The organism is Nocardioides conyzicola (assembly GCF_039543825.1).
In the GTDB taxonomy this organism is placed as follows: Bacteria; Actinomycetota; Actinomycetes; order Propionibacteriales; family Nocardioidaceae; genus Nocardioides; species Nocardioides conyzicola.
On the sequence record NZ_BAABKM010000002.1, the window covers coordinates 958,974 to 984,737 of the forward strand.

Annotated in this window: 27 protein-coding genes; 23 read left to right on the forward strand and 4 right to left on the reverse strand. The window is 66.4% G+C overall.

All coding sequences use genetic code 11. The features are described from left to right. Window positions 1-65: 65 nt before the first annotated feature. The 20 genes from ABEA34_RS07695 to ABEA34_RS07790 all read left to right on the forward strand — a co-directional run bounded on the left by ABEA34_RS07695 (window position 66) and on the right by ABEA34_RS07790 (window position 21,000). Window positions 66-305: a hypothetical protein gene (locus tag ABEA34_RS07695; RefSeq protein WP_345520658.1), complete on the forward strand. Its 240-nt coding sequence runs from the start codon at window positions 66-68 to the stop codon at window positions 303-305. Between the two features lie 227 nt (window positions 306-532). Further along, a complete protein-coding gene (locus tag ABEA34_RS07700) occupies window positions 533-1,480 on the forward strand; it encodes a bifunctional DNA primase/polymerase (RefSeq protein ID WP_345520659.1) in 948 nt (315 codons plus the stop codon). Window positions 1,481-1,898: 418 nt separating this feature from the next. Beyond that, a complete protein-coding gene (locus ABEA34_RS07705) occupies window positions 1,899-2,717 on the forward strand; it encodes a serine/arginine repetitive matrix protein 2 (protein ID WP_345520660.1) in 819 nt (272 codons plus the stop codon). Further along, window positions 2,710-3,720, forward strand: a complete 1,011-nt coding sequence (locus tag ABEA34_RS07710) for a ParB N-terminal domain-containing protein (RefSeq protein ID WP_345520661.1) — start codon at window positions 2,710-2,712, stop codon at window positions 3,718-3,720. Before ABEA34_RS07705 ends, ABEA34_RS07710 begins: the two co-directional genes overlap by 8 nt. A gap of 296 nt (window positions 3,721-4,016) precedes the next feature. Next, on the forward strand, window positions 4,017-4,466 hold the full coding sequence (locus ABEA34_RS07715; RefSeq protein WP_345520662.1) for a hypothetical protein: 450 nt from the start codon (window positions 4,017-4,019) through the stop codon (window positions 4,464-4,466). A gap of 13 nt (window positions 4,467-4,479) precedes the next feature. Then, window positions 4,480-5,625 (forward strand): C40 family peptidase, encoded by a 1,146-nt coding sequence (locus ABEA34_RS07720; RefSeq protein WP_345520663.1) that lies wholly within the window; start codon window positions 4,480-4,482, stop codon window positions 5,623-5,625. Between the two features lie 39 nt (window positions 5,626-5,664). Continuing rightward, window positions 5,665-5,955: a DUF6112 family protein gene (locus tag ABEA34_RS07725; protein WP_345520664.1), complete on the forward strand. Its 291-nt coding sequence runs from the start codon at window positions 5,665-5,667 to the stop codon at window positions 5,953-5,955. 46 nt (window positions 5,956-6,001) lie between these two features. Then, a complete protein-coding gene (locus tag ABEA34_RS07730; RefSeq protein ID WP_345520665.1) occupies window positions 6,002-6,307 on the forward strand; it encodes a DUF6112 family protein in 306 nt (101 codons plus the stop codon). A gap of 77 nt (window positions 6,308-6,384) precedes the next feature. Further along, on the forward strand, window positions 6,385-7,647 hold the full coding sequence (locus tag ABEA34_RS07735; protein ID WP_345520666.1) for a conjugal transfer protein TrbL: 1,263 nt from the start codon (window positions 6,385-6,387) through the stop codon (window positions 7,645-7,647). Then, window positions 7,644-9,128 carry an SCO6880 family protein gene (locus ABEA34_RS07740; RefSeq protein WP_345520667.1) on the forward strand — a complete coding sequence of 495 codons (1,485 nt, stop codon included), beginning with the start codon at window positions 7,644-7,646 and terminating at the stop codon, window positions 9,126-9,128. The genes ABEA34_RS07735 and ABEA34_RS07740 overlap by 4 nt, the downstream gene beginning before the upstream one ends. Before the next feature lie 111 nt (window positions 9,129-9,239). Beyond that, window positions 9,240-9,659, forward strand: a complete 420-nt coding sequence (locus ABEA34_RS07745) for a hypothetical protein (protein ID WP_345520668.1) — start codon at window positions 9,240-9,242, stop codon at window positions 9,657-9,659. Continuing rightward, complete coding sequence (locus ABEA34_RS07750) at window positions 9,656-11,188, forward strand: ATP-binding protein (RefSeq protein ID WP_425576864.1); 1,533 nt, start codon at window positions 9,656-9,658, stop codon at window positions 11,186-11,188. The genes ABEA34_RS07745 and ABEA34_RS07750 overlap by 4 nt, the downstream gene beginning before the upstream one ends. Continuing rightward, a complete protein-coding gene (locus ABEA34_RS07755) occupies window positions 11,185-12,276 on the forward strand; it encodes an ArdC-like ssDNA-binding domain-containing protein (protein WP_345520669.1) in 1,092 nt (363 codons plus the stop codon). Before ABEA34_RS07750 ends, ABEA34_RS07755 begins: the two co-directional genes overlap by 4 nt. A gap of 11 nt (window positions 12,277-12,287) precedes the next feature. Continuing rightward, window positions 12,288-12,752, forward strand: coding sequence for a hypothetical protein (locus ABEA34_RS07760; RefSeq protein WP_345520670.1), 465 nt, complete (start codon window positions 12,288-12,290; stop codon window positions 12,750-12,752). Then, window positions 12,749-14,479, forward strand: coding sequence for a type IV secretory system conjugative DNA transfer family protein (locus tag ABEA34_RS07765; protein ID WP_345520671.1), 1,731 nt, complete (start codon window positions 12,749-12,751; stop codon window positions 14,477-14,479). The genes ABEA34_RS07760 and ABEA34_RS07765 overlap by 4 nt, the downstream gene beginning before the upstream one ends. 259 nt (window positions 14,480-14,738) lie before the next feature. Further along, window positions 14,739-16,742 (forward strand): KAP family P-loop NTPase fold protein, encoded by a 2,004-nt coding sequence (locus ABEA34_RS07770; protein WP_345520672.1) that lies wholly within the window; start codon window positions 14,739-14,741, stop codon window positions 16,740-16,742. Continuing rightward, window positions 16,726-17,448 (forward strand): hypothetical protein, encoded by a 723-nt coding sequence (locus ABEA34_RS07775; RefSeq protein ID WP_345520673.1) that lies wholly within the window; start codon window positions 16,726-16,728, stop codon window positions 17,446-17,448. The genes ABEA34_RS07770 and ABEA34_RS07775 overlap by 17 nt, the downstream gene beginning before the upstream one ends. Continuing rightward, window positions 17,445-18,818, forward strand: a complete 1,374-nt coding sequence (gene qatC / locus ABEA34_RS07780; RefSeq protein ID WP_345520674.1) for a Qat anti-phage system QueC-like protein QatC — start codon at window positions 17,445-17,447, stop codon at window positions 18,816-18,818. The genes ABEA34_RS07775 and qatC overlap by 4 nt, the downstream gene beginning before the upstream one ends. A 14-nt stretch (window positions 18,819-18,832) precedes the next feature. Further along, window positions 18,833-19,591 carry a TatD family hydrolase gene (locus tag ABEA34_RS07785; RefSeq protein ID WP_345520675.1) on the forward strand — a complete coding sequence of 253 codons (759 nt, stop codon included), beginning with the start codon at window positions 18,833-18,835 and terminating at the stop codon, window positions 19,589-19,591. Window positions 19,592-19,743: 152 nt separating this feature from the next. Then, entirely contained in the window at window positions 19,744-21,000 is a 1,257-nt protein-coding gene (locus tag ABEA34_RS07790) for a DUF5677 domain-containing protein (protein ID WP_345520676.1), read from the forward strand. A 70-nt stretch (window positions 21,001-21,070) separates the two neighbouring features. Here ABEA34_RS07790 and ABEA34_RS07795 read toward each other — a convergent pair whose 3' ends face one another. Continuing rightward, the gene (locus ABEA34_RS07795) at window positions 21,071-21,436 is read right to left on the reverse strand and encodes a hypothetical protein (RefSeq protein ID WP_345520677.1); all 366 of its coding nucleotides are present in this window, start codon (window positions 21,434-21,436) and stop codon (window positions 21,071-21,073) included. Between the two features lie 432 nt (window positions 21,437-21,868). On the opposite strand from ABEA34_RS07795, the gene ABEA34_RS07800 reads away from it, so the two are divergent. After that, window positions 21,869-22,405, forward strand: a complete 537-nt coding sequence (locus tag ABEA34_RS07800) for a hypothetical protein (RefSeq protein WP_345520678.1) — start codon at window positions 21,869-21,871, stop codon at window positions 22,403-22,405. A 104-nt stretch (window positions 22,406-22,509) separates the two neighbouring features. Further along, window positions 22,510-22,968, forward strand: a complete 459-nt coding sequence (locus tag ABEA34_RS07805) for a DUF488 domain-containing protein (protein WP_345520679.1) — start codon at window positions 22,510-22,512, stop codon at window positions 22,966-22,968. Here ABEA34_RS07805 and ABEA34_RS07810 read toward each other — a convergent pair. The 3 genes from ABEA34_RS07810 to ABEA34_RS24130 form a co-directional block, all read right to left on the reverse strand. After that, entirely contained in the window at window positions 22,965-23,798 is an 834-nt protein-coding gene (locus ABEA34_RS07810; RefSeq protein WP_345520680.1) for a hypothetical protein, read from the reverse strand. The two genes, ABEA34_RS07805 and ABEA34_RS07810, sit on opposite strands and share 4 nt — an antisense overlap. 66 nt (window positions 23,799-23,864) lie before the next feature. Next, a complete protein-coding gene (locus ABEA34_RS07815) occupies window positions 23,865-24,494 on the reverse strand; it encodes a HEPN domain-containing protein (protein WP_345520681.1) in 630 nt (209 codons plus the stop codon). Between the two features lie 376 nt (window positions 24,495-24,870). Next, a complete protein-coding gene (locus ABEA34_RS24130; RefSeq protein WP_425576865.1) occupies window positions 24,871-25,134 on the reverse strand; it encodes a helix-turn-helix domain-containing protein in 264 nt (87 codons plus the stop codon). Window positions 25,135-25,355: 221 nt separating this feature from the next. Between ABEA34_RS24130 and ABEA34_RS07820 the strand changes: the two genes are divergently transcribed. Continuing rightward, a complete protein-coding gene (locus ABEA34_RS07820; protein WP_345520682.1) occupies window positions 25,356-25,757 on the forward strand; it encodes a single-stranded DNA-binding protein in 402 nt (133 codons plus the stop codon). The last annotated feature ends 7 nt before the right edge of the window (window positions 25,758-25,764 follow it).

The window sequence follows — 25,764 nt, forward strand, 5'->3', positions numbered from 1 at the left end:
CTTCGGCGGATTCGAGGACACGAGCTCATCTTGCCCCACGCTCGAACATGTGTTCGACTACGGTCATGGGATCGACACCCAAGCTGACACCCGGGGAGCGGCAGTACATGGCCGGGTACGACGAAGGTCGGACCCTGGCCCTGCGGACCGGCTCATCCGCAGCTGGCCACCACTGGCTCGCCGTGCATCGCGACGCCGACAGTGACCGCACTGCCTTCATCGCCGGCTACGAATGGGCACTGTGGGACTACGAGGACGCCAACGGGCTGACCCACGCTCCCGACAAGGACCGAGCCGTCGGGTGAGGGGGAGAACCCAGCCCGGAATGCACTGAACCACGCCAACCGGCGAGTGCTCAATGCTCGGAGAGCTCCCGGGAGGGGTTTACGCGGAGCCAGGCAAGCCCTCGGCTGAACTTTAGGGGGAACGCCCTCTGACCTGGGAAAACGCAACGTTCCCCCCAGCGTTCCCCCCAACGTTCCCCCTGCTTGTTACCGAATTCTGGTAACACCCACACGTCAGTGTCTGACGCATGCTCGATCCAGAGAACCCGATTCCCGAGTGGACCCCCTCGACGATGCAGCGGGTGGCCGCCGAGCCGACCCTGGCGGCTGCCGCGATCCGCTACGCGAATCTCGGGATCCCGATCTTCCCGTGCGTGCCGGGCGGCAAGCAGCCGTTGACTCCGAACGGGTTCCACGACGCCACATCGTCGGCCCGCGTCGTCCACGGCTGGTGGCAGCGCACCCCCCTAGCGAACATCGGTCTGCCGACCGGTGCAGGTGCCGGCGTGGTCGTGGTCGATGTCGATGTTCATCACGGCGGCAGCGGGTTCGCTCCGTTCGAGCGCGCTCGAGCTCGGGGGCTCGCGGAGGGTTGGGGGTGGATGGTTCGCACACCCTCCGGCGGAATCCACGCCTACTACCCAAGCGCGCCCGCCCTGGTGCAGCGCTCCTGGCAGGTTCCCTCGGCCCACGTCGACTTTCGGGGCGACGGCGGCTACATCATCGCTCCACCCTCACTGATCACCGTGGACGGTGCGCCGACGGTGTACGAGGTGATCGCGACCGCACCCAGGCATCCCGTGCCGCTCGACGCGACCGGACTGCGAGGGTTCCTCGAGCCTCCTCGCCGCTCTTCCCTGGCCGCGTCGCCGGGCGTGACTTCGGGCCTCCCGACGGCCGGCTGTCGGCCCGAGGCGCTGGCACGCGTGGTCGCTCTGGCTCCCGAAGGGGGTCGTAACCGGGCGCTGTTCTGGGCCTCATGCCGCATGGCCGAGGACCGCGACCAGACACTGCAAAGCGCGCGGGCGCACCTGATCCCGGCAGCTCAGCATGCCGGGCTTCCTGATCAGGAGATCGAGTCGACGATTGGCTCGGCCTTCCGGATCGCCTCCCGGCTCAGCCCGGCCGCTCGCAGTGGGAGCCGCCTTGGCCCTACCGCTTCGAGCATCCGGTCGAGTGAGGCGGCGCAGCTGTGAACACCGATGTCGAGTACCGACGCCACCTCCCTCCACACGGCCAGCGACCACTCACACCAGGTTTGCCCGTCGACTCCGCCCAGGACGTCGAAGCAGCAGCCAGGTACCTGGCCGAGCGCCGCGACCCGTCCCTCGCGCCGACCACGGGCGCGCGGTCACCCGGGGTCGCGGGAGTCACCTGGGTCAGGCCGACCGAGATGGCCGCCTACGCCGCGCCGGTCCTCGGGCGCGGGATCGATCTGCAGGCCGATCTGATCCGGCGGGCGCGGCGCGGTCCAACCAGAAGTGCCAGGGCACTCCCCCGTCTCCTGACGCACTCCACGCGAGCGATTGCGCAATCACCATCAGTCCCACCGTCAGCCCCGCCATCGACCCCGCTACCGACGCCGCCGGTTGCCCACGAGGAAGGACCATTGCTATGAGCCGTTCATTCGAGACCTCCGAGGGTCTGCGCCGCCTGTTGATCCGCCTGCGCGTCTGCGGCCCGCGAGCGTGGGAGCACGATCCAGAGGCGCGCGAGCTCATGGCCTACACCACCCTCAAGTACCAGGCACTCGCGCGTAAGCACCGCTGCGACCCGACTGCAGGTGCCGCTGCGGCGTTCGAGGCAATGCGCACCTACGCCGTCCGCACCGCGACGGACCCGTGGGCGGTAGTCACCATGGCGGTCAAGGTCTCCCTGATCGCCGAGGAGCGCGCCGCCGGACTCATGTGCTCGGTCGACCAGGCCCGGCGCCCCGAGTTCTCCTCCCAGCACGACGTGCAACGGTTCTGCGACACCGACTCCGACCTTCCCAGCTTCCTCCCAGAGCTGGCCGTCGGACCGGTCGAGCCGGTCATCTCCGAGCAGGGTCGACCGACCACCGCCCACGAGGCCGTCGATGCGACCATCAACCTGTTCGCCGCCCTGGGCTGGCCCCGAGATACAGCCACCTGCCTGCTCGACTACATCGGGGCACGGCTGATGGAATCCGGCTCTCGCCCCCGGGCGCACGCCGCGCTCCGTCGCGACCATTCCGCCCGAGCGTTGCTCGACCTCGACCAAGCGGTGTGGTCAACGATGTTGCGCATCATCTTGGGCAACCCGAACCCCGACGAGGTCTACACCTCTGACGGACACGGCGTCTTGCTGAGGCTGCTTATCGGGCATCACGTCACCGAGCTCCTTGACGACGACCTGCTCGTCTTCGAGATCAGCGACGCCGCGCCGTCCAGGAGAGGCGCAGTCGATGCATGAAACCCAGCCCGAGTCCCGGCTCGACACGCGAGGTCGGATCGAGCTCGACCGAACGATCGACTCGATCGTCGTCGGGACGCGGTATCGCAAGGACCCTGGCGACCTCACCGACCTCATGGCCTCCATTGATCAACTCGGCCTGCTGCAACCCGCGACGATCACCCCTGACGGTGTCCTCGTGTGTGGGTGGCGCCGCTTGGAGGCTGTGCGGCGGCTCGGGTGGCGCTCGATGAACGTGTGGGTTCGCTCCGGCATCTCCGGCAGGCTCGAGTCCCTGCTCGCCCAGCAGGATGACAACGACCTGCACAAGCCACTCAACGAGATCGAGAAGGCCACGCTCTACCGCGAGCTCAAGCAGGTGCGCGCCGAGGAGGCCGAGCGACGCAAGCAGGCCACTCAGTTCGGAGCCGAGTCATACGGCGGAGCCTCCGGTGGTGCGTCGGACGCACCACCGGGCGAAACGGGCAAGGCCCGTCGCCAGGCGGCGATGGCGATCACCGGCAAGGCGTCCTACGACACACATGAACGGGTCTGTGCGCTCATGGACTGGGCCTCGCGCAAGGCCACCCCTCCCGAGATCCGGGCCATGGCTAACGACGCGTTGCGCAGGATCGAGGCCGGCGAGCCGGTGAAGCCGCTGCACCGCGAGGTCAAGGACGCGTGGGACGAGGTCCAGGACCGTGAGGCCGAGACTGGGCTCGCTCGGCTGGCACGTGAGGCCCTCGAGCGCGTCAAGGGTGAGAGCGGCAGCGCCGGGCCTAAGCGGACCGAGCTCGGTCGCAACCAACGCCCGACCAGCCACTACCGCAGCGTCCGGTCGTTCATCCTGACCTGGACCGAGCTCGACGGGTGGACCGAGACGTACGACGTCGACGCTCTCGCCATCGAGCTCGCCGACGCGGACTGGGAGCGGTTCGACCGCGTCGTGACCGCCACCATCGCGTTCCGCGACCAGCTCACCGCCGCGCGGCGCGACGCCCGAACGGCGGACCAGACGGGATAGGTCGCGCACCTCAAGGTCATCCCGACCCATCGTCATTCGGAGTCCTCGCGATGTCCCACCTGACCACCCACCCGTTCACCGGCCGCCAGCTCCTGCTGCTCCTCGCGGGCGCGCTCGCGCTGTCCGCCCTCGCTGCCGGTCTCTACGGGTTAGCGCGAGGACCCGGCGGGGCGAGTCCATTACCGGCGAGAACGTCAGGCCCGGTTCACGATGCAGAGGCGGTGAAGATCCACGATCAACCAGTCGACGCGCACGTGGACCCTCAGGACCGGCCACTGCCCCATACCGGCGATCCGGTGACGTACGCCCGGGCGGTCGCGAGCTCGCTCTTTGACTGGGACACGACCACGGGGTTCCTCCCGGTCGACTACACAGCACCCGTCCTGGCCGACGCCGACCCGTCCGGTGAGGAGACACCCGGGTTGCTCATCGACGTCGCGACCTATCTGCCGACCCTCGAGCAGTGGCTTGACCTGGGGGCGATGGAGGTGGCGCAGTCCCTGGCGATCGACGAGGCATCCATCCCCGCGTCATGGGCGGTCGCCGACGAGCAGGCCCGCGGGCAGCTGCGACCCGGGACCACCGCGGTGACCATCAACGGCACCCGCCGTCGCAGCGGGACCTGGGACGGAACCGCGGCCGAGACATCGTCCCCGGTCTCCTTCACGGTTTTCGTTGCCTGCGCACCGTCGTTCGACCGCTGCCACGTCCTGCGCCTCTCTGAGCTCGACAACCCGTTGAGGTGACCCTTCGGTGGGGGTGAAGATCATCGCGTCTGCGGCGCTGTCGGTCCTGCTCGCACCCGGGGCGGCCATGCTCGGGGTCGCGGCGCTGGTCGGACCCGCAGCGGCCGGATCCGCTGACTGTCTGTGGGACGACCTGGCAACGGAAAGCGTCGAGGTCGTCGGCGCGGTCCCGGCTGCCCTCACGGCGGCCAACGGCAACGGCGCGTCCGTCACGCTCAACCATCGCCAGCTCACCCGTGCCGCGACAGTCATCGCGGTTGGCAGCAGCGAGCAGGTTCCCGCCCGTGGCCAGCTGATCGCGGTCATGACCGCGATCACCGAGTCCTCGCTCCGGGTTCTCTCGAACATCGGCGCCTACCCTCAGTCGGCTCAGCTGCCCAACGACGGTGACGGTGGGGATCACGACTCCGTCGGGATGTTCCAACAACGACCCGCCGCGGGGTGGGGCAGTGTCGAGAACCTGATGGACCCCGTGTGGTCAGCGCGTGCCTTCTACGGTGGACCGAGCGGCCCCAACCACGGCTCGCCACGTGGGCTCCTGGACATCGACGGCTGGCAGGACATGGACCCTGGGGCTGCGGCCCAAGCGGTGCAGGTCTCCGCCTATCCGGACCGGTACGCCATCAACCGGCCCGTCGCCGAGAAGGTACTGGCCGTGCTGAGCGGCGCCGGCGTCGTCAGCGGAACCCTCAGTCGAGGGAACAGGGGCTTCGACTGTGCGCAACTTGCCGAAGATCAGACTGGCAGCGTCCCTGGCGGACTTCCACCTGGCTTTCCGGGCGCTCTCATGGCAGCGGCCGCTGCGAAGATCGGCACCCCGTACGTGTGGGGCGGCGGCGATTTCAACGGCGCCACAGGTGGGGGCTTCGACTGCTCGGGCCTTGTGCTCTATGCCGCCTACCGGGCTTCCGATGGGCGGATCCGGCTGCCCCACTACAGCGGCTCGCAGATCCACGCCGGCCTGGCCGTCGGCTGGAGTGAGAAGCGGCCCGGCGACCTGATCTTCTTCAGCTACCCCGGAGCCGGCGGGCCGCACCACGTCGCCATCTACGTCGGCGGCGACCGGATTCTGCAGGCCCCACACACCGGCGACGTCGTCCGCTACGGCACGATCGGCGAGTTCGCGGGCCAGATGATGACGATCCGACGTCTCGGCTGAACCGGTACGTCGCTGGCGGACGAGTCGCACCTGGGCTGTATGCGCAACCTTCCTAGCGCCGCGAGTGCGGTCGGTCCGAACTTCGGTGCTGTCGGCGGGTCCGGCCAGCTGCGCGTCATCGTCGGTGCCCTGCTGACCTACGGCCTGGTCGTCGCGGTCCTGATGCTCGTCGTGTCGGCCGCGACCTGGGCGATCGCGTCGGGATCCGGTTCCTGGCACGTCGCCCAGAAGGCGAGGGCCGGCTGCTTGGTGGCGATCGGCGGGGCCGTCCTCACCGGGTCCGCGCTGCCGTGGGCGAACTGGCTGCTGGGCCTCGGCGCACACCTCTGAGACGCAAACACCGTTTCGACGTCCGACCATGACTTCTGGAGCCACCATGAATCTGTCCGCAACGGCACTCCTGCTCCCGTTCGACATCAACATCAGTCCGAACTCCAACGGCTTGCCGGGGATCCAGCAGCTCCGCAGCGTCGTGGGCGCCTCGATGACCATAGGCCTGATCCTCGCCGTACTCGCCCTAATCATTTCGGCCGTCGTCTGGGCACTCGGCGCCAACTCCTCGAACCCGCACCTGGCCGGGCGAGGCAAGACCGGCGTCCTGGTAGCCCTGGGCTCGGCCATCGTCTGCGGCGCTTCGGTCACGCTGGTGAACTTCTTCTGGCACGTAGGCCAGCAGGTCTGAGGCGGCCCGTCATGGCTGTGTGCGACGTACCGGTCATCCATCAGGTCTGCAACGAGGCCGGCGACGCCGCAGGTGCCGTGGTCACCGCCCCCTTCGACTGGCTCGCCCAATCGATGGCCGGCGCCGCGCAATGGATGTTCGCCGCCGTCTGGACGGTCATCGACACCACAACGTTCGTCGACGTGACCAGCAAGCAGTACCGAGGCGTCTACAGCATCATGTTCGGCATCGCCGTCTTCGTGATGCTCGGCTTCTTCATGCTGCAAGTCATCGGTGCCATGATCCGCCGCGAGCCGGCCGCACTTCCGCGGGCCGCGCTCGGACTCGCGAAGTCGATCCTCGGCTCCTTCGTCGCACTCGCACTCGTCGGCACCGCACTCGAGGTCACCGACCAGCTCTGCGTCGGCATCGTCAACGCCGCCGGCACCAACATGGACGAGATGGGCGACAAGCTCGCCGTCCTCGCCGCAGGCCTAGGCGCCATCAGTCTCACCGCACCCGGCGCGGGTGCGATCGTGACGATCTTCCTCTCGAGCCTGGCCATCATCGGCGCGATCGTCGTATGGATGAGCCTGTTGATCCGCAAGGCCCTGCTGTTAATCGCGATCGTGTTCGCGCCGATCGCCCTGGCCGGGTCCAGCTGGGACCACACCCGCTCCTGGGTCAGCCGGTGGGCGACATTCGTGGTCGCGATGATCCTGTCCAAAGTCGTCCTGGTCGTGATCTTCCTCCTGGCGACCGCCCAGGTCGCCGCTCCCATCGACGCGGACCTGGAGTCGGCCAGTCAACCGATCGCCGGCGTGGTGCTGATGCTGATGGCCGGGTTCGCGCCGTACCTGACCTACAAAGCCATCGCCTTCATGGGCTTCGACATGTACCACGCGATGTCGGCCGAGCAGGAGGCCAAGAGCTCCCTCAACCGGCCGATGCCAATTCCGCTCAGTCATCGTGCCGGATCCGCCGCACCGACCAAGGTGCTCGGCGCGGGCGCACCCGGAGGCGGAGCCCCAGCCTCGGCTGCGTCCTCCCCCGGAGGCCCGACAGTCGGCGGCTCGGGTGCTGGGTCGGCGGGTGCTGGGTCGGGTGGCAGTGCTGCTAGCGGTGGCGGCGCCGCGGCCGGCGGGGCCGCAGGCGGTGCCGCCGCTGCGGCGGGACCGGTCGCCGCAGCCGCAGTGGTGGCCAAGGAGTCAGCGGCCGCAGGGCCTCGCCTGGGGAACTTCGTCGCTGCCCAAGCCAGTGGGCACAGCGAGGCAAGTCGCCCGTCCGAGCCGGCCACGACACCTCCGAGGGTCGCGGAGCCCGAACTCGCGGGACCCCGATCTGGGGCTGATCGCCGATGAGCTCCAGCTCGACGTCCCAGGAACAGGTGACGCCGGTGAAGTTCTCCCGACTCAGCCGCCGCGGCGTGATCCTCGGGCTCTCCGGCTCGCAACTGCTGGTGGCGAGCATCGGCGCCGCCTGCCTCTTGTTCGGCCTGTACGCCGGCGTCGTCTTGGTCGCTCTACCAGCCACCGCGACGTGCGCAGCGCTCGCGTTCCTCAGTCTCGGGGGACGCAGGCTCATCGAGTGGGGCCCGATCGCCGCTCGCTGGGTGTGGCGCTCGGCCGGCGGCCAGCTCCAGTTCCGCCGACGCATCCTCAAGCCTCGACCCGCAGGGAGCCTGGCCCTTCCGGGCGATGCCGCGAGGTTGCGGCAGTGGGTTGATCCAGACACGGGCGCCGTGATGGTCCACGACCCGCATGCAGCGACCCTCACCGCGGTCGTCGGAGTCTCCCACCCAGCGTTCGTGCTGCTCGACCCCGCCGAACAGGAGCGCAAGGTCGTCGGCTGGGGCCGGGTCCTGGCTACGGCCTGTCGCTCCGGACGGCTGGCCTCGCTGCAGGTCACCGAACGAACCCTTCCCGACTCGGGCAAGGGACTTGCTGACTGGTGGGCTCAACACGGCCGCCCCACGGCGAGCCGCGCCGGGACCCAGGATCGAATCCCAGGCGGGTGGGCTGCGACGACGTATGAGGAGCTCATCGAGCGTGCTGGACCCGCTGGGGAGCGCCACGCCAGCACGATCTCGATCTCGCTGGACCTCAAAGCCGCGCGACGCGCGATCCGCGCGGCCGGGGGCGGCAACCGCGGCGCGGCCGCCGTGCTGCGCCAAGAGATGTCGACAACCACGGCCGCACTACGCTCAGCCGACCTGACCCCGTCGGACTGGCTGACCCCCGGCGACCTTGCGCTGATTCTCCGCGCGGCCTACGACCCGGCCGTCGCCGGTGCACTGGAGCGCCACGGCGACCTCGGCCGCGACCTGGCGACCGCCGGGCCGGTCGCGGTGAGCGAGTCCTGGGACAGCCTGCGCAGCGACTCGGCACACCACTGCGTGCTCTGGATCAGCGAGTGGCCGAGATCGCTCGTCTTCCCCGGCTTTCTCGCTCCGCTCCTGCTGTCATCGGGAATCCGGCGCACCTTCACCCTCCTCTACACCCCGATGCGCACCGACCGGGCCGCACGCGACATCCGCAAGAAGAAGACCGAATACATCTCGGATGCCGCCCAACGTCACAAGATCGGTCAGATCGAGGACGCCCAACAGACCGCCGAGTTCCACGACGTGCTCCAGCAAGAAGCCGACCTGACCGCCGGTCACGGCGTCTTACGGACGACGGGGCTGGTCGTGGTCAGCGCAAGCGACCCCGACGAGCTCGAGCGTGCCGTTGCGGCCGTCGAGCAGGCAGCGATCCAAGCCTCGTGCGAGACCCGCCGACTGTGGGGCCAGCAAGCCCAGGCGTTCGCGACGGCAGCGTTGCCACTCTGCCGCGCCCTGTGACCCCGCTCTGTGGCGCGGTCGATCTCGCAAACGACGCGACCGCAGGCAGAGACGACGCACCTGTTTCACGAGTCCCCTTCCGGCCTCGTCCCTGCATTCCAGGAGCCAATGATGCCGACCTTCCACGATCCCGTAGCTGACGCCACCGAAGTTCGCGAGGCGATCCGAGGCCTGGCCCACGCGACCCGCTCGGTCGACGACCCGACCGCGATCTGTCAGGTCCTCGGATCGATCAGCTCCGCCCTCGCCTCACTGACACAGACCCTGCACCAGCTCGGCGACACCCACGATCGCCCAGCGATCCGCCGCGCCTGGATCAACAGTGACTCACGGGCCGACTGTGCCTCCTCCTACCGGGTCTCGTGGGAGCTGCACCGCGCAGCCGAGATGACCCATCAGGTCGCCGCAGCGGTCGACCGAGCACACGAGATCGAAGCCACGATCGCCTACGACCACCCACCGGTAAACCCCGCTCACGGGGTGCCCTCCGAGCGCACGGGTCCGATCCACGATCACGAGATGTCACGGTGACCACCCGAGACGCCGACAGGGGCGAGAAGCGGCTGCACGCAACAGTCCTGGTCTCCCCGAACCGCGAACGACGCCGGGACCGCAAGCTCCGCAAGGCTGCCGCCCGGGCGCGGATGGCGGAGGATCGCGACGCTCGCCGTGCCCAGGCTCGCCGCAAATCGGTCGGACTCGCGGCTGAGAAGCGGTCGACCGTGACGTTGCCCAGTGGCGGCGAGCCGGGTCCGGCAACGCTCCGCACACCCGGACGGTTGCGGCTGCCGCGCCATCAGGACACCTCCGCCACCCTGGCCGGCGCCTACCCGTTCCTCGCCGAGGGCGGGCTGGGCAGCGAGGGTGTCTTCGTTGGCCAGGACCTCTACTCCGGAAGCTCGTTCGTCTACGACCCCTGGATCCTCTACGCCCGAGGCGTCATCACCGCACCCAACGTCGTCCTCGCTGGCATCGTCGGCTCCGGGAAGTCCTGCCTCGCCAAGAGCCTCTACGCCCGATCGATCCCGTTCGGGCGCCGGGTCTACGTGCCCGGCGACCCCAAGGGCGAGCACACCGCGGTCGCCGAAGCAGTCGGCGGCCGCGCCATCGCCCTGGGCCACGGGATGGCGAACCGGCTCAATCCCCTCGATGAGGGACACCGCCCCACCGGGCTCGACGACGCCCAGTGGGCCAGCCAGATCGCCTCACGGCGACGCGACCTGGTCGGCGCGCTGGCCGAGACCGTCCTCGACCGGCGCCTCACCCCCCTTGAGCACACAGCCGTCGACATCGCCATCGACCACACCGTCCGCACCGCGGACGTTCCCGTTCTGCCGATGGTGGTCGACCGCATCCTCTCCCCCGACCGCGGCGACAACCACGACGGGCGGCTCGCCGAGGACGGACGCCTCGTCGGGCACGCGCTACGGCGCCTCGTCGCCGGAGACCTCGCCGGGCTGTTCGACGGACCCTCGACCGTCACCTTCGACCCAACGTTGCCAATGATCTCCCTCGACCTGTCGCGCGTCACCGAGAACGCAACCCTGATCTCGGTCCTGATGACCTGCGCCTCGGCCTGGATGGAGTCAGCCCTTCTCGACCCCACCGGCGGCCAACGCTGGGTGGTCTACGACGAAGCCTGGCGACTGATGTCCCACCCCGCGCTGCTGCGGCGCATGGACGCCCACTGGCGGCTCGCCCGGCACTACGGCATCGCCAACATGCTGATCTTCCACAAGCTCACCGACCTCGACAACGTCGGCGACCACGGGTCCGCGATGCGTGCCCTCGCCTCCTCACTCCTCGCGAACGCCGAGACCCGAATCGTCTACCGCCAAGAGTCCGACCAGCTCGGCGCAACCTCGGCCGCACTCGGCCTCACCGGCACCGAACAGTCCCTGATCCCCACCCTCGGCACCGGCCAGGGCCTGTGGCGGATCAAGCACCGCTCGTTCGTCGTCCAGCACCAGCTGCACCCCGCCGAGCTCGAGCTGTTCGACACCACCGGCCGCATGACCGGCCGGAGCAGCTCCGAACGCGACGGAGGGCCGTCGTCATGAACACCTCGACCCGTGCGCACGCCTCGCGCGAAGCCAAGCTCGAGGCACTCCAGCAGCAGCTCACGGACTCCGTCGCTGCACTCGTCACAAGCGAGGACTGGACGCGGGCCCTGACGTTCGCTGCGCAGTTCCGCTCACGCAGCTTCAACAACACGATGCTGATCTACGCCCAGCACTACGCCGCCCACCAAGCCGGCCGCGTTCCCGAACCCAGTCCGACCTACGTCGCCGGCTTCCATCAGTGGCTCTCGCTCGGCCGTCACGTCGAGAAGGGCCAGCACGGGTACGGCATCCTCGCGCCCCTCACCGCACGATTCGCCTCCCGAACACCATCCGATCCAAGCTCGTGGCACCGCCTCGCGCGCGGCGAAAAGCCCGCCTCCGGAGAGAGCGTAAAGTCGAAGCTCGTCGGCCTCAAACCCATCCACGTGTGGGACGTCTCCCAGACCGCCGGCGCCCCTCTCCCCGACCGCCCGCGTCCCCACGTCCTGCAAGGCCAGGCACCCGCCGGGCTGTGGGACGGGCTCGCCGACCAGATCACCGCCCACGGGTTCGAGCTCCGACTCGTCTCGACCGCGGACGCGATCGGAGGAGCCAACGGACTCACCGACTTCCTCACCCACGAGGTCTCCATCCGGATGGACATGGACGACGCAGCACAGGTCAAGACGCTCGCCCACGAACTCGGTCACCTACTGCTACACGAGCCCCGCGAGAGCGGGCGCACCCCCGAGGTCACCGACGAGGTCGTCGCGGACGCAACACTGCATCGCGGGATCGCCGAGGTCGAAGCGGAGTCGGTCGCGTTGATGGTCGGCGCCGCCCACGGCCTCGACACGTCCGCCTACACCGTGCCCTACGTCTCGACCTGGGCATCAAGTGTCCCCGGGAGGACACCGGTCGAGGTCGTCGCCTCGACCGCCGAGCGGGTCCGAAACGCCGCGATCGGGATCCTCGAAAAGCTGGACACCCCGAAAGTCGGCGACGGCGATCCACCCGGACTGGACCGCGACGCGCCCACCCGATGGTCCCGAACCGCCCCGGTCGCCACCGGTACACAGCGCGACCAGGCAGCAATCACGCTATGAAGATCCCGGCTGTGCTCAGCACCGTCCACGCCACGATCGACGCCGACGGCCTCCTGCGGATCGACCTCGACGGAAAACCACACCCCACCCCCGACGAGCGCCGTCGCAGCGACCTGCGATCGGTCCTCGACGAGATCACCGCCAAGATCGGGAACCCGGTCCGGGTCGAGGTCAGCGAACACGACGGGACGACGTACTCCGACATCGTCACTCCCCCCGCGGACACACCGGGCAGCACACAACCGACCGGTATGGCGCACGCCGCGCCGCCTGCAGTACCAGCCGCCGGGCTCACCGGCTCGGGATTCCAGCCAGGAGAGAACGTCGCGGTCGCCTGTGTCCTCTGCATTCAGGCCGCTGGCGCAGATGGCCAAGCTGCCGTGCACCTCCCGCCTTCACTCCTGACCAGGCCGGGATTCACGATGCTCCTCATCGGGATGACGTCGGCAAACGTTGCGCAGATCGAGCCCACGTGAACAGCCGCGGCCAGTCGGTCGACCACGAGCTCACCAACGCCGCTCTGCTCCTCATCTGCGGCGCGCTCGTCCTCGCAATCCTGCTTCGGGCGGCCGGGTCGGTCGCCGCGTTCGTGACCGGTGCCTCGCAGCCCTCCCGTGGTGCTGCGGCAGGGATGGGTGTGCTCTCCACCCCCAGTCGTCCAGGCACCGCGCTGGGGGTGAGCGGTCTCAACCCGACCGTCTATTGGGCGACCCTGCTCGTCCTCGTCGCAGCACTGGCAGCGGTCGTCTGGCTCGCCTGGGCGCTCATATCCCGGACCAGGCATCGCACCGCTCGGGACCCGGCGCGCATCCACGGAACCGCCGACCGGAGGGACGTCGACACTTCCGCCTCACGCAAGGCGCTCCTACGCCGCGCAAGAACCCTGCGGCCCTCACTGAATCACCCCGATCCTGCAGACGTCGGATACCTGCTCGGCACCAGCCGCGGTCGCGAGATCTGGGCGTCGGTGGAGGACTCCATCCTCGTCATCGGCCCACCACGATCAGGCAAGGGACTCCACCTGGTCATCAACGCCATCCTCGACGCTCCCGGCGCCGTCGTCACCACCTCCACAAGACCCGACAACATCGCGGCCACCATCGCGGCCCGCCAGGCCCACGGACCGGTCGCGGTCTTCGACCCCCAGCGGCTCACCGGCGGGCTCGCCGCAGTCGAGGGCGTCGGCGTCCGTTGGTCACCGATCCGCGGATGCGAAGACCCGCTCACCGCGATGATCCGAGCGGCCGGACTCGCTTCCTCAACTGGACTCTCGTCTGGGGGCACCGACTCCGGCGGGTTCTGGGAAGGTCGGGCTCGAGCCGTCATCCAGGCGCTCCTCCACGCCGCCGCACTAGACCGACTCCCGACCCGCACCCTGTTCGAGTGGTCACTCTCAGCGACCGCCGCGATGGACGCCGTCAGCATCCTCGCCATCCATGCCGACGCCGCGCCCGGCTGGGCCGACTCGCTGCGCGGCATGATCGAGAGCGACCCAAGAACCCGCGACTCCATCTGGATGGCCGTCTCCCAAGCCATGGCCTCACTCGCGGACCCTCAGGTCCTCGACGCCGTCAGCCCTCCACCGGGCGAAGAGTTCGACCCGGCCCACTTCCTGAGCGAAAACGGCACCCTCTACCTGCTCGCGACCGGAGCAGGCGCGAGCGCCGCATGGCCTCTCGTTGCCGCGTTCGTCGAAGACCTCACCGAGGCCGCCCGCCACCTGGCCGCCTCATCTCCTGGCACCCGACTAGACCCACCCCTGTTGCTAGCCCTCGACGAGATCGGCAACCTCGCGCCACTCCCCTCGCTGCCCGTGCTGATGGCCGAAGGCGGCGGCACCGGCATCACCCCCATGCCGGTCCTGCAATCGCTGTCCCAGGCAAGGAGCCGCTGGGGCGACCATGCGGCTAGCGCCATCTGGGACGCTTCCATCGTGAAGGTCATCCTCGGGGGCGCATCCGGCTCTAGAGACCTCCAAGACATCTCCGTTCTCATCGGCGAACGCGACGAACGGTCGGAGTCCGTCAACATCGGCGACTACGGCTCTCGATCAGTCCAACGGTCCACTCGGCGGGTGCCGATCATGCCTCCCGAACGCATCCGCACCTTGCCGTTTGGTACGGGCCTCGTTCTCCTTCGCTCGGCGCCGCCGATCATCGCCAAGCTCAGGCGTTGGTCCGAGCGGGAGACCATGAAGGACTGAGTCAACACGGAGGAAAGCGGCCCGCCGCCCCCGCAGAGGCACGTGCACCCCGCCCACTATGACGCGCCTCCGGAGACTCGTCCCTCACTCGTCCCAAGCAGACCGCACACGCAGGCGCCGCTACTTGTCGATGGCCGAGAACGTGGGGCAGCTTTGACGTGGTCTCTCAAACCCCACCGCACCCGCGGGTCCATGCGTGATGATGCTCACGTGCCGCACTTGATGCGCGCGCGTCACGACTTGGAGTGAGGGATGTGCAGTGTGGGCTGACAATGAGGCCGACTTCGATCTACTCGGGTTCGACTTTCTAGTCGACGGACTCGTCGTCGCGCTCACCGAGCCGCGGCTCCTTCCTCTCACCGTCGGCGTCCTCGGTGACTGGGGTTCCGGCAAAAGCAGTCTGATGCGCATTGCCGGGCGTGAGGTGGCCGCGCTAACCACCAGCGTCGAAAGCGAGGAGGGTCCGAAACCTAAACCGCGCTATCTCGTCGTCGAGTTCAGTCCCTGGCAGCACGAGGACTACGACGACGTCAAAACGGCGTTGATGACGTCAATCCTCGATGCACTACACGAAAACGCGCCGTCCCTGAAAGCCGAAATCAATAGGTTAAGGAAGATCGTCGATGGCTTGAAGAGGTTGGGGCGGCGCAGCGGCCGGGTCGGGGCTTCAGTGGCTGCTGGTGCGACACCGATCGTCCTCCAACTAACAAGCCCAGACCTGGACCCAGGCGTCGTGGACCTGGCCGCCGCGGGCGCAGGAGCCCTCGCAGGAGAAGTGAATGCGGCGCTCGCTGACCCTCCCGCTAGCGCGGGCGAGAACGAGCGCGCAACGGTGTACCCAGAAGACATCAAGACCTTCCGGACCCTATTCGGCGACCTCGTCGCCGCCGCCCCCTACGAAGCAGTCATCGTTCTCATCGACGATCTTGACCGATGCCTTCCTGAGACCGTGGTGGATACCTTCGAGGCAATCCGATTGTTCCTTAACACCCCGCAGACGGCGTACGTCCTTGCGCTGAACCAGACAGTCGTCGAATCTGCGATCGATTCACGCTACCCGGACCTGAAGAAGCAAGACGGTGCCGGTATTGGCCGCGACTACCTCGAAAAGATGCTTCAACTTAAGGTGGCCATCCCTCCGCTCTCGGCGCCAGAAGCCGAGACGTACGTCAACCTGCTCTTTGCCGAACTCCACTTAGGCGAAGACGAATTCATCAAGGTTCGGGCTGCAGCCGACGCGATTCGCGCGGCAGGTGACCTCACCGTCGCGTTCAACACCGGCATAGCCGGCGAAGCTCTGGGTAACATCCCGAGCCAGTTAGCCATCGACCTGTCCTGGGCCGCGGAGATAACGCCCATCCTCAGCACGTCTCTTCGAGGTAACCCGCGCCAACTGAAGCGGTTTCTCAACAACCTGCTCCTTAAGTACCGAAGCGCGGCGCGCCGTAGTATCGACCTGAAGCTGCCGATCCTGGCCAAACTCATGGTTCTCGAGGACCAACACCAAACCGACTTTCAAAGGCTTTTCGACTGGGCGATCGCCGCAGGTGGAAGCTGTCCTGAGATCGCTGAAGCCGAAGACCGTGCGCGCGGCGTTGCACCAGCGTCCGTCGCACCGGTATCGCCTAGCAAGATTGTAGGGTCCAGGGCTGCGAAGAAGGCACCAGCAATCCCCGCAAAGACGCCAAGTGCGCCCGAGATGGTGTCTGAGGCCCAGACCTGGGCGGACAAGCCGCACATTGCCGCGTGGCTCCGGGCTGAGCCGCCATTCAAAGGCGTTGACCTCCGGAAGTACTTCACCTACTCCCGAGATAAGCTCTCGTTCGGAGTTTCGGCGTCACGCCTGACCCCAGTTCTTCAGCAACTCCTCTCCCGGGTTCAGAACGAGCTCAACGCGAGCCGCCGCAGCTACTACCAGCAGGTCAAGGACCTCGACAGTGCAGAGCAAGCACAGTTCATGGAGGCACTCCTCGAGCGGGTGCAGCGCGCGCCAGCTGGCACAGCTCTGACCGCGGCCCTCGAGCTGGCAGAACAGATCCCCGACATCGTTCAGCAGGTCTGTGACGTGCTGAAGCGAATCCCCGTGACGAGCATCCCGCCAGAAACCGCCTCAAAGGCTGTCAATCGTCTCCCCCAGGACAGCCCGGGCGTCCGCAGCCTCTTCGACGTGTGGGCAACCAGTGACAACAACGCGCTCAGAAGCGTCCTAGAAGCGTCACTAGCCGCGCAAGGAAGGACGGGAACCAGTGGGGACCTCGGCTGACCGCACCGCCGGCAAAGGTGGCGACTGGACACCACTCAAGGTGGCAACAACCAGCTACGTGCGCGGGCTCGGCCGCACGGACTCCAGAGGAAGAGCCGAACGAGTCATTGCCCGCCACGTCGCGGTTCTCGGCGGCGCTGCAGCGGCCGCATCAACTGGAGTCGCCGGCTCGCGAGGAATCAGCCGGCTCGGTGCACTCCTCTCCGGCTTTGCCACAGGAGGCGTCCAACAGACTCTCAACACCCTCGGGCTCGTACGGCTCGTCGGCCAAGACCGCTTTCTCGTCCTTGACGAGCTCGTCACCTTCATCGGCGGCACTGGCGACGACCTCGACGCCCAGGCTGCCCGCGATGCCAGCTGCGACATCCTCGACGAACTTTTCGGCGATGCGGACTCCTGGCAAGAGCTCGCGGGTGTCGGAGTGACCGAAGTCGAGCTCAAGCACCTACTCGAACGCTTCCTCGCCTTGTACATCTACAACCGAATGCCAGTCGTTGCCGAGCGACTCAGCCGCCTCGATCCCGCGTCTCAACGTCAAGCCGACCAGCAGATGCGCGACATCATCGAGAATCTTGTCGGCATCGCGCTCCCTAACGACGTCGGCAATATTGACTGGGAAGGCGCGCAAGGCAAGACCATCGCGGAGAGTGCGATGAAGTCGGCATACGAAGCAATCAGCGCACTCGATGCAGAGGACCAGGCATGACCGAGTACCGCGTCCGAACCGACCTCTCCGGGCAACTCCCTACCGACCCCCATGTACGAGTCCTCGACTGGGCGCCAGGCCGTCCCGAAGCGACGATTCAACTCGGCAAACAAGCTGGCGGCAGGTTTCTCGACGGATGGCGCGCCCCACGCGAAGCCCTCGACCTTCTGCTTCTCGGCGCAACTGCCTACTGCGCGGACAAGACCGCGCTGCGTACCGAGACCGCCGACGGCTGGACTCGCAGCCTTGAGGTCAGCATTCCGGTCGTCGACCCCAAACGGTGGCAGGACAGTGGTGTCGGGTCCGTTCTCAACTTCCTGACTGGCGACCGATGGACCGTCAACACATATGAAGAACCGCTATCCCCGATCAAGGGACTGACACGGGTCCCTGAGGACGTGACCCCAGTCGGCCCCATCGACGCCGTCTGCCTGTTCTCCGGTGGCCTCGACTCCCTCACCGGAGTCATCGACCTTCTTGAGGAGGACCCCGACCGTCGCCTGTGCCTCGTCTCACACAACGAGGGCGGACAGGCATCGACCGCACAAGAGAAACTCGTCCGCGAACTCAAAGCCCACTATGGGCCAGATCGGTTCATTGCCAAGCAGCTATTCCTTCGCCCGGCCCCAGAGAACAACTTGCAACAGCGTCCACTTCCGAGCCCTCGCGAGAACACCACGCGCGCCAGGTCACTCCTGTTCCTCACTACGGCGCTGGCGCTTGCAGCATCCGTCGGCCCCAGGACGCCCCTCTATATCCCCGAGAACGGGTTCATCGGGATCAACGTCCCGCTGACGCGAGCTAGGAGCGGGAGCTACAGCACGCGCACGACACATCCGCACTTCATCAAGGGCCTGCAGGAGGCGATCCATCAGTTGGGCGTCTCCAACCCAATCCTTAACCCCTATCGGTTGAAGACGAAGGGCGAGATCCTTGCTGAAACGCTCAACCCCGACCTCCTCCAGCGGCTGGCACCGTACAGCGTGTCCTGCTCCCATCCTGAGGCCGCACGCTACGTGCAGAAGAGACAAGGGAACTGCGGCTATTGCTTCCCGTGCCTCATTCGCCGAGCCTCGATGGCACACGTCGGATGGGACACCGACCCCCAGTCGAACTACGCCTGGGACGCGCTGACTGGCAAAGAACTCCTTGACCGAAGCACGGCCCGCGCAGCCGATCTACGGGCTGTGATCAACGGCGCATTCAACGACCGACCTGACCGCGACATCCTCCGTAACGGCCCTATCCCGGACGGCGAACACGAGGCCTTCATTCGCGTCTGGCGCGAGGGCCTGTCAGAACTGCAAGACTGGCTTCATAACGCGTCCGACCACACCAAAGCGCGCCTCGAGCGACACGGCCACATCTAACTAGAACCGGGATGATGAACCCCGCCCACCTCATCGACACCCACTGCCATATCAGCGCCTACAGCGACCCAGTCGCCATTGTTCGCGCCGCCGAGTCCAACACCTCCATTGTCGCAGTCACCGAGAGCCCCGAAGAGTACCGACGCCTACGCACCCGGCTCGGACGACGCGATCACATTCAAATTGCTCTCGGCCTCCACCCGCTCAGATCCCACACCTTCACTCCCAACGACCTTGCACGCTTCTTTCGACTCGTCCCCGAGACCACCTGGATAGGCGAAGTCGGCCTCGACTTCTCGCGACAAGGAGCCGCCACCAAGAAGGAGCAACTCCGGGTCTTCGACGCCGTCCTCACGGAAGCCCAGCCTGGACAGCACCCACTCACGGTTCATAGCCGTGGCGCAGAGGCTGACACCGTCGGCTTCCTAGCGCAGGCCAAACTGTCCGCCGTACTGCATTGGTACACCGGACCGATTGGTCCAATAGACGCTGCGCTCGACGCCGGCCTTTACTTTTCATACAACATCGCCATGGTTCGCTCAAAGAAGTTCGCAACACTCCTACGAGCGATCCCGCGCGACCGGACCCTCCTCGAGACCGACGGTCCGTACGCGCGCGCAGCGCACGGGCCAGCCCAGCCCCACCAGATCAACGAGGTCGTTGCGGCTCTGGCCCGCGGCTGGGGCATCAGTCGCTCAGAAGCAACCGACGTGATCATTGGGAACCAGCGCCGGTTCATCGCCAACGCCTCAACGAGTCCGATTCGCGACTAGCGCCTACCTGCAACATGCGACCTTCTAGCGTTGGCGGCGCCAGGTCGTCATAACGCCGCCTGACGGACTCACGGGTCTTGCCATCTTGGGCAATCAGATACCCAGGGTTGAGTACATGTAGCGGTGTCGGTGACTCCTGCAAGGATCGTCGTGTGTTTCACGCACCGCTCCCGCGCCTGACCACGATCCTCGCCACAACGTCCAAGTCGATGGTCGACAAACTCAAAAAGCTCGGAGTTCTGCAAGAGGGCTTCCGTCCGCGTCGCCATCGCGAGGTGGAACCACCCCGGCTCAACCGCTTCGACTCCATCGCTCGAACCACGCTTGATCGCGTACTGAAAGAGCAAGCCGGTGCGGATCCAGAAGGCCACTATGAGCGACTGCACGAGCTGATCGAAGACGGTGCCTTCGAGCGGATCCTCTCCGACGCAGACGGCAAGGTCACCGACCTCATCTACACCTCTCTCCAGCAATCTGCTCCAAAGTTGGTCAGGTCCATTCGCGCCAATGAGAGACGGCTCGAAAAGACGATGCGCGAGGTCTGGGGACAGGCCGACGAGATCTTCCAGGCCTCCAATTACATCGGTTACGAGCTCGGCGCCGACATCGCGAGGAACAACCCGCACCCAAGTCCAAAGTTGCGGGCACTGCTGGGAGCTCATGGCCGTGCCCTGCGTACTGGTAGCGAAGTCCGCCAATTGGCCATGTCAGGGTTCCACGACGGCGCCGGCGCTAGGTGGCGCAGCCTGCACGAACTAGCCGTGCTTATCGACGTTCTCGCCAAGTCTGACGTCGAGATATCAGAGCGGTACCTCGCATACGCGCGCATCGAGTCCTGGTGGGACGTCAAAACGTTTCAAGAGCACGCCGACGCACTCGGCCACCACCCGTTCTCAGACGAAGATGTCGATGCAGCGAAGACGGCCGCGAGGGAAGTGACTGAACGTTGGGGACTCGAAATGGACAAGCCCCACGGGTGGGCGTTCCCGTTGTTCCCCGGCCAGAAGGCTGTCAGGTTCACCGACCTCGAATCACTCGCGGGGTTGTCACATATGCGCCCCTACTACCGCCTGGGGAACCATCACATCCACTCCGGCCCACGTGCTGGTGAGCTCAACTACGGCGACGTCACACCGCGCGGAACGCCAGCCATCACCGTCGGCGCCAGCGTATTCGGCGACATCGCCGAGACTTGCCACGGCGCGATGATCAGCGTTCACCACGCAACAGCGAACCTCGTGGTTGCCCACCTGTCCGAACGAGATGGCAAGCGAGAAGGCATGGGGCTAGACCTGCTCGTCGGTCTGAAGGCCCAAGCACGATTCGTCGAGGACGCGGGTGACCTCTGGAGCAGCGCAGCCGACGAGGCACGCCTTAGGGGCTGGTTCACCCACAGGCCCAGCGACTAGCTGAGTGTCCGGGCGTACCGTCTGGCCGTCGTAATGCATGGGTCTTTTCGCGGCGACTCACCCGAGTTCATCATCGCCGGAGCAATTCCTCGGGTCGAGTGAACCCAGCGAGGTCGTCTTCGAAGTCCCTAACTCCGAGGTCGAGCATGAAGACGGTCAGCCAGTCTCGGATCATCTCGTCGAGATCGTCATCGGACGCCTCAGAGGACATCTGGGGCAGAACTGCCTCGACACTGTGACTGCTGCTGTCTCGTAGGTACGGATCCAGATTCACTACCTGGGTGACTGCAAACCCATCTCCTGACTGAAGCCAGGCTCTCCAAGGCGTGGAGATGGCGGGTTCGGCTGCCCCCAGGGCTTCAGCAACTGCGCCGCAGACATCCCGAATAGCAGTCACATGGGCGAAGAGTGCGCAATAGAGGTCGTCAAAGGCCAACGGCACCAACGTACCCCCAGCGCTACGCAGACGCGTTCCAAGGAGACAGGACATCAATCTGCCCTCAAGCGCCAAGTGAGCCCCGCTGCTCAGTTCAATTTCGCTAGTGGTCGTAAGGGGTCCACCGTCACTGGGCGAGAGCGCGGTGAGCCACGTTGATCGCCGGTCTCTCACCTTCCATCTAATCCTGGGAACATCACCACGCTCGGTGAGCCAGAGGCCGCGCGGGATGTGCGAACTCTCCAATGCCTCAATAGCTGCATTTCGTGCGGGTGACGTCAGCCATGGTCGACGCGTCACTCGCTCAGGAAGGCGGAGGCCACCCATCACGCGGATACCAACATGCAGGGGATCGCCATCGTCGCCCCATAACGGGAGCCTCTGCGGGTCGTGAACGGCGGGAGCGAATCCAACAGTCGAAGCCCCAGCTGCGTGCCGGTCTCGGTCGACGAGCTCGACGACGCGACGTCGGTCTGCTGGGACCGTCGCACCGGGGACTCTATAGACAACGCGGCCAGAGATCAGGACCGGATGAGGGAAGGCATCCGCATCGACACGGAGCACGATGATGAGTCGATCTGTATCGGGTATGGCGACCGGAATGGTCTCCGGGAGCACCTCAAGGTGGCCGCGGAGATGCTCGACGAGTCCGTCAAGATCCGACCGAGGTATTCCAGGCAGACGGCCTTCGCGCGGCGACGAACCGCCGTCCACCCCCACGAGCACGATGCCGCCATCGGCGTTTGCAAGTCCCGCAACTGCTTCCGCGATGTTCGAACCGGAACGTTTCAGCTTGAGTTCGAGCGACATCGACTCGGCAAGCAGGTCGGCTGCCTCGGCGTCGGCAACGAATCGCTCCAGGACCGCGAACGTCAACCTCGACGCTTCAACTTCGTACAGGTTGTGGCTAAATATCACATCCTGACTCTATTGCGGTCGAACGTGCCCGCTTCGAAGGCGGCTGCCTGAGACACTTGGAGACGATGCCCCATCCGGCCGCGATTGTCGAAGCGTTGTCTCCCTAGTCGATGTGTCGGAGGCGGATCCAGCGCTGACCGGGCATCATGGCGCCCATGAGCACGACGTCGAGTCCGGGTCTGGTCTCAATCGGCTACGAGGGACGCACGCTCCAAGATCTCCTCGAGGTCCTCGCCGCCGAGGGGGTCGCGGTCGTCGCCGACGTTCGACTCACACCCCTCTCGCGCAAGCCTGGCCTGTCGAAGACGAAGCTCGCAGCGGCCCTCGCCGGGGCCGGCATCGAGTACGTACATCTGCGCTCACTGGGAAACCCGAAGGACAACCGAGCGCCGTTCTGGTCCGGCAGCCCTGCTGTCGGCGTGCGCCGCTTCCGTCGCATGCTCGCCGACCCTGAGAGGTCAGCATCGATCGACGAGCTCGCGGCGATCGCTAGCGAGCGTCGCGTCGCGGTGCTCTGCTTCGAGCGGGACCACGACCGGTGTCATCGCCAGGTCGTCCTCGATGCGACGACTGAGCGCCAGGGTGTCAGCTCGGCCCCAGTGGCCTACGCCTAGAACAGACCTTCTTCCGCTAGCGGCGCTTTCTTGGGCCACCAGACTCCGAGCACCATGAACGTGCGCAGATGGAGTTTCTGGTTGCCGAGATAGAAGTACGGGTCTCGCTGGTCGCCACACAGCTTGTCAAGAAACTTCTCGCGGATACGACCTGGGATCTCGCTGCGCTCGTAACGGCTCGACCAGTCGCGGCCGGCCTGGCCGACCTCCCAGTCGATGAGTGTCTGGGCGTGGGTCGGGCAGCCCGAGCTGAGGCATCGGTAGCGGTACTTCACGAGGTATGGCATGGGCTCGAGTTGGCTTGGTCGATCGTCCCCGAAGAGGTCGACCTCGGCGAGCATCTCGGCCAATGCGATCTGCTCAGCATCGAAGCCTGGGTTCACCTTGACCTCGACGTCGAGGACCTCGGCAGGTTTCACCAGCGCGAGCGACGGCGCTGGTCCACCGCCGACGTTGGCCTTGAGAATCTCGCATGCGGTCATGTCGCCCAAGAGATCCCCCAGCTTTGCGCGCCGAGCTGCCCAGAGGCCGTCCCGCCCGGACTCCAGCGACTCGACAACCTCGATCGACTCGAAGTCCGCATGATGACTCTCAGGTCTGGCATCGACGCCCCGACGTACGTCGACATCGACGATCTGGTACTTCCTGAACCTCGCCGCAGCTGGAAGATCCCTGAACGGAACCGGGAACAAGCGGATCCACTCCGGCTTCCCCCGGTCGAGGCGTACACCAGCCACGCACACGACCTCAGACCTGTTCCTCTTGCTCAGCTGGGGATACGCCTTCACGGTAATCAACACGCGGGCGCGGTCCTTGGCGGGCACTTGCATCCCGGCACGGTACGACTGAGTCAGGCTGTCCCGCAGGCGGTTGCGGTGATCCGCGGGACCGTGCCCCTACTTCTGCACCGCGTCCTTCGTCAGTCGAGTGATCCGACCGACGAAGGACCGCGCACGGTAAAACGCGACGTGGGCGGCAGAGCGGCGCGGAGCCGGCGGGCTGCTGGCTGGCAGCTTTGCGGTGTGCATGACGACTTCTACCAACTCGGTCAGCTCGCCGAGGTTCAGACAACACCACCGCGGGTTGATGTTGCCGTAGCGGATATTCACGCCGTCCTTAGTGATCCTTCGCAGATTGTTGATCTGCTCAGCCATCTCTATCCGTTGGTCAAGGGCAGTGTCGGCCCACCCACCGAGCTTGTCGATCTCTCTCACGATGCGGCGCAGGTCATGGGTCTTCATGCGGTCGCCAACGTCGATCGGCGACGAGCGCACCCATCGGACCTTCAACGCGAGCTCGCAAGCATGGTGTGCGAGGAAGATCGCCGGCGCGGCGAAGGCCCACCCGGACGACACCCCGTCAGACGACACATACAAGGTCAGGAGCGCCACGTTGTACTCCTCGGCGTATCGCTCCATTCTCTCGACATGGTCTTCGCCCTCGGGCGGCTGGATGCAAGCGCCGCCCGACGGGTGATCAGTTAGATCGCTGTGGTCGTAGAGCAAGGGCAGCTTGAACTCGGCCATAAGTCGCACCGTACAGACCGTGACGGCACCACACTCACCGGTTTCCCGGCCCCGATTCACGGTGGAGAGGGGTGGGCGCCGGAACCACGCGACCTTCGCTGCAGAGATTCGCGGTCTCATCGCATGGGTGGGACCTTAGTCATCGCCTACATAGCCCGACACATGAACGGGAGTGCCCAGCCCCACCATCAGCATGAGGGCACCTCTACCAGCGTCTTCTCGCCGCGCATTGGGCTCTTGACTGGGCGGGGATGGAACGGAACGCGACCTTCAGAGCCAGTGCCTCCACTTAGGAGATGGTCAAGGGGCCTAGGGCTCACGCATTCGATCGCATGCGGGTCGGTCTCAACAGCGCCGCCCTGGTCGAACGGGCATCTCAATCACGCACTGGGCCGTCGACCGCAGTGATTGGACAAGCACCCCGGGGCCGGCGCCGTACACCCGAGCAGTCGAGCGCCCGCCGCACGGCGGTCTGAGTTCGGGCGGTCAGCTCCGCCAGCTCTCGCAAGGATCGGCCAGCCTGGTACTCCTTCGCGACATAGGCGACGAGTTCAGCCCGCTGATTCGCGGTCGGCCTGGTCGTGTTGGTGCCGACGAACTGAGGGAGCGGCTCAAGCACAGGCCGACTGGGATACGGCATGAGACCACGTTACGACGGTCGCGTGGTCAGGCGCTCGACGAAGCTGCAGGCCCATCCACTCCCTGGTCGGGCCTCGCCTGCGCGGACCCCGGCCTCCGGAAGCGGACAGGCTCTTAAACCTGACATCAGCGGGCTGCCACGTCGCACGCACCTGGGTATCGAGAGCGGTGCCATAGGAGTGTCGCGCGAGATTGGGAGTCCTTATGTCTATCCCTACGCAGATGAGCTTGGTCGGCTTCATCGCCGCAGACCCGGAGCTGCACTTCACGACAGGTGGCGCGGAGTACGTCCGTGTCCGCGTCGGTGTCGAGCAGTGGCGCAAGGAGGTCGACGGCGGCTTCACGAAGCTGGACCCCTCGTTCCACGACATGGTCGCGTTCGAGAGCTCTGCGCGTGAGTTGCACGCGCGGTTCCGCAGGGGTGACTCGTTCGTGGCCAGCGGCTACGTCCATGAGTACGAGCTTGAGCGGGACGGCGGGAGCGTGATCAAGGAGGAGTTCGTGGCCCGCAAGATCGGGCACAACGTCAACAAGACTGCCTACGAGGTCCAACGACGACGCCCTGCGCCGTCGTCGGCGCCCGCGGCTCCGCAGCCATCGGCCGATCCCGCCATCGGATTCTGACCGTGCC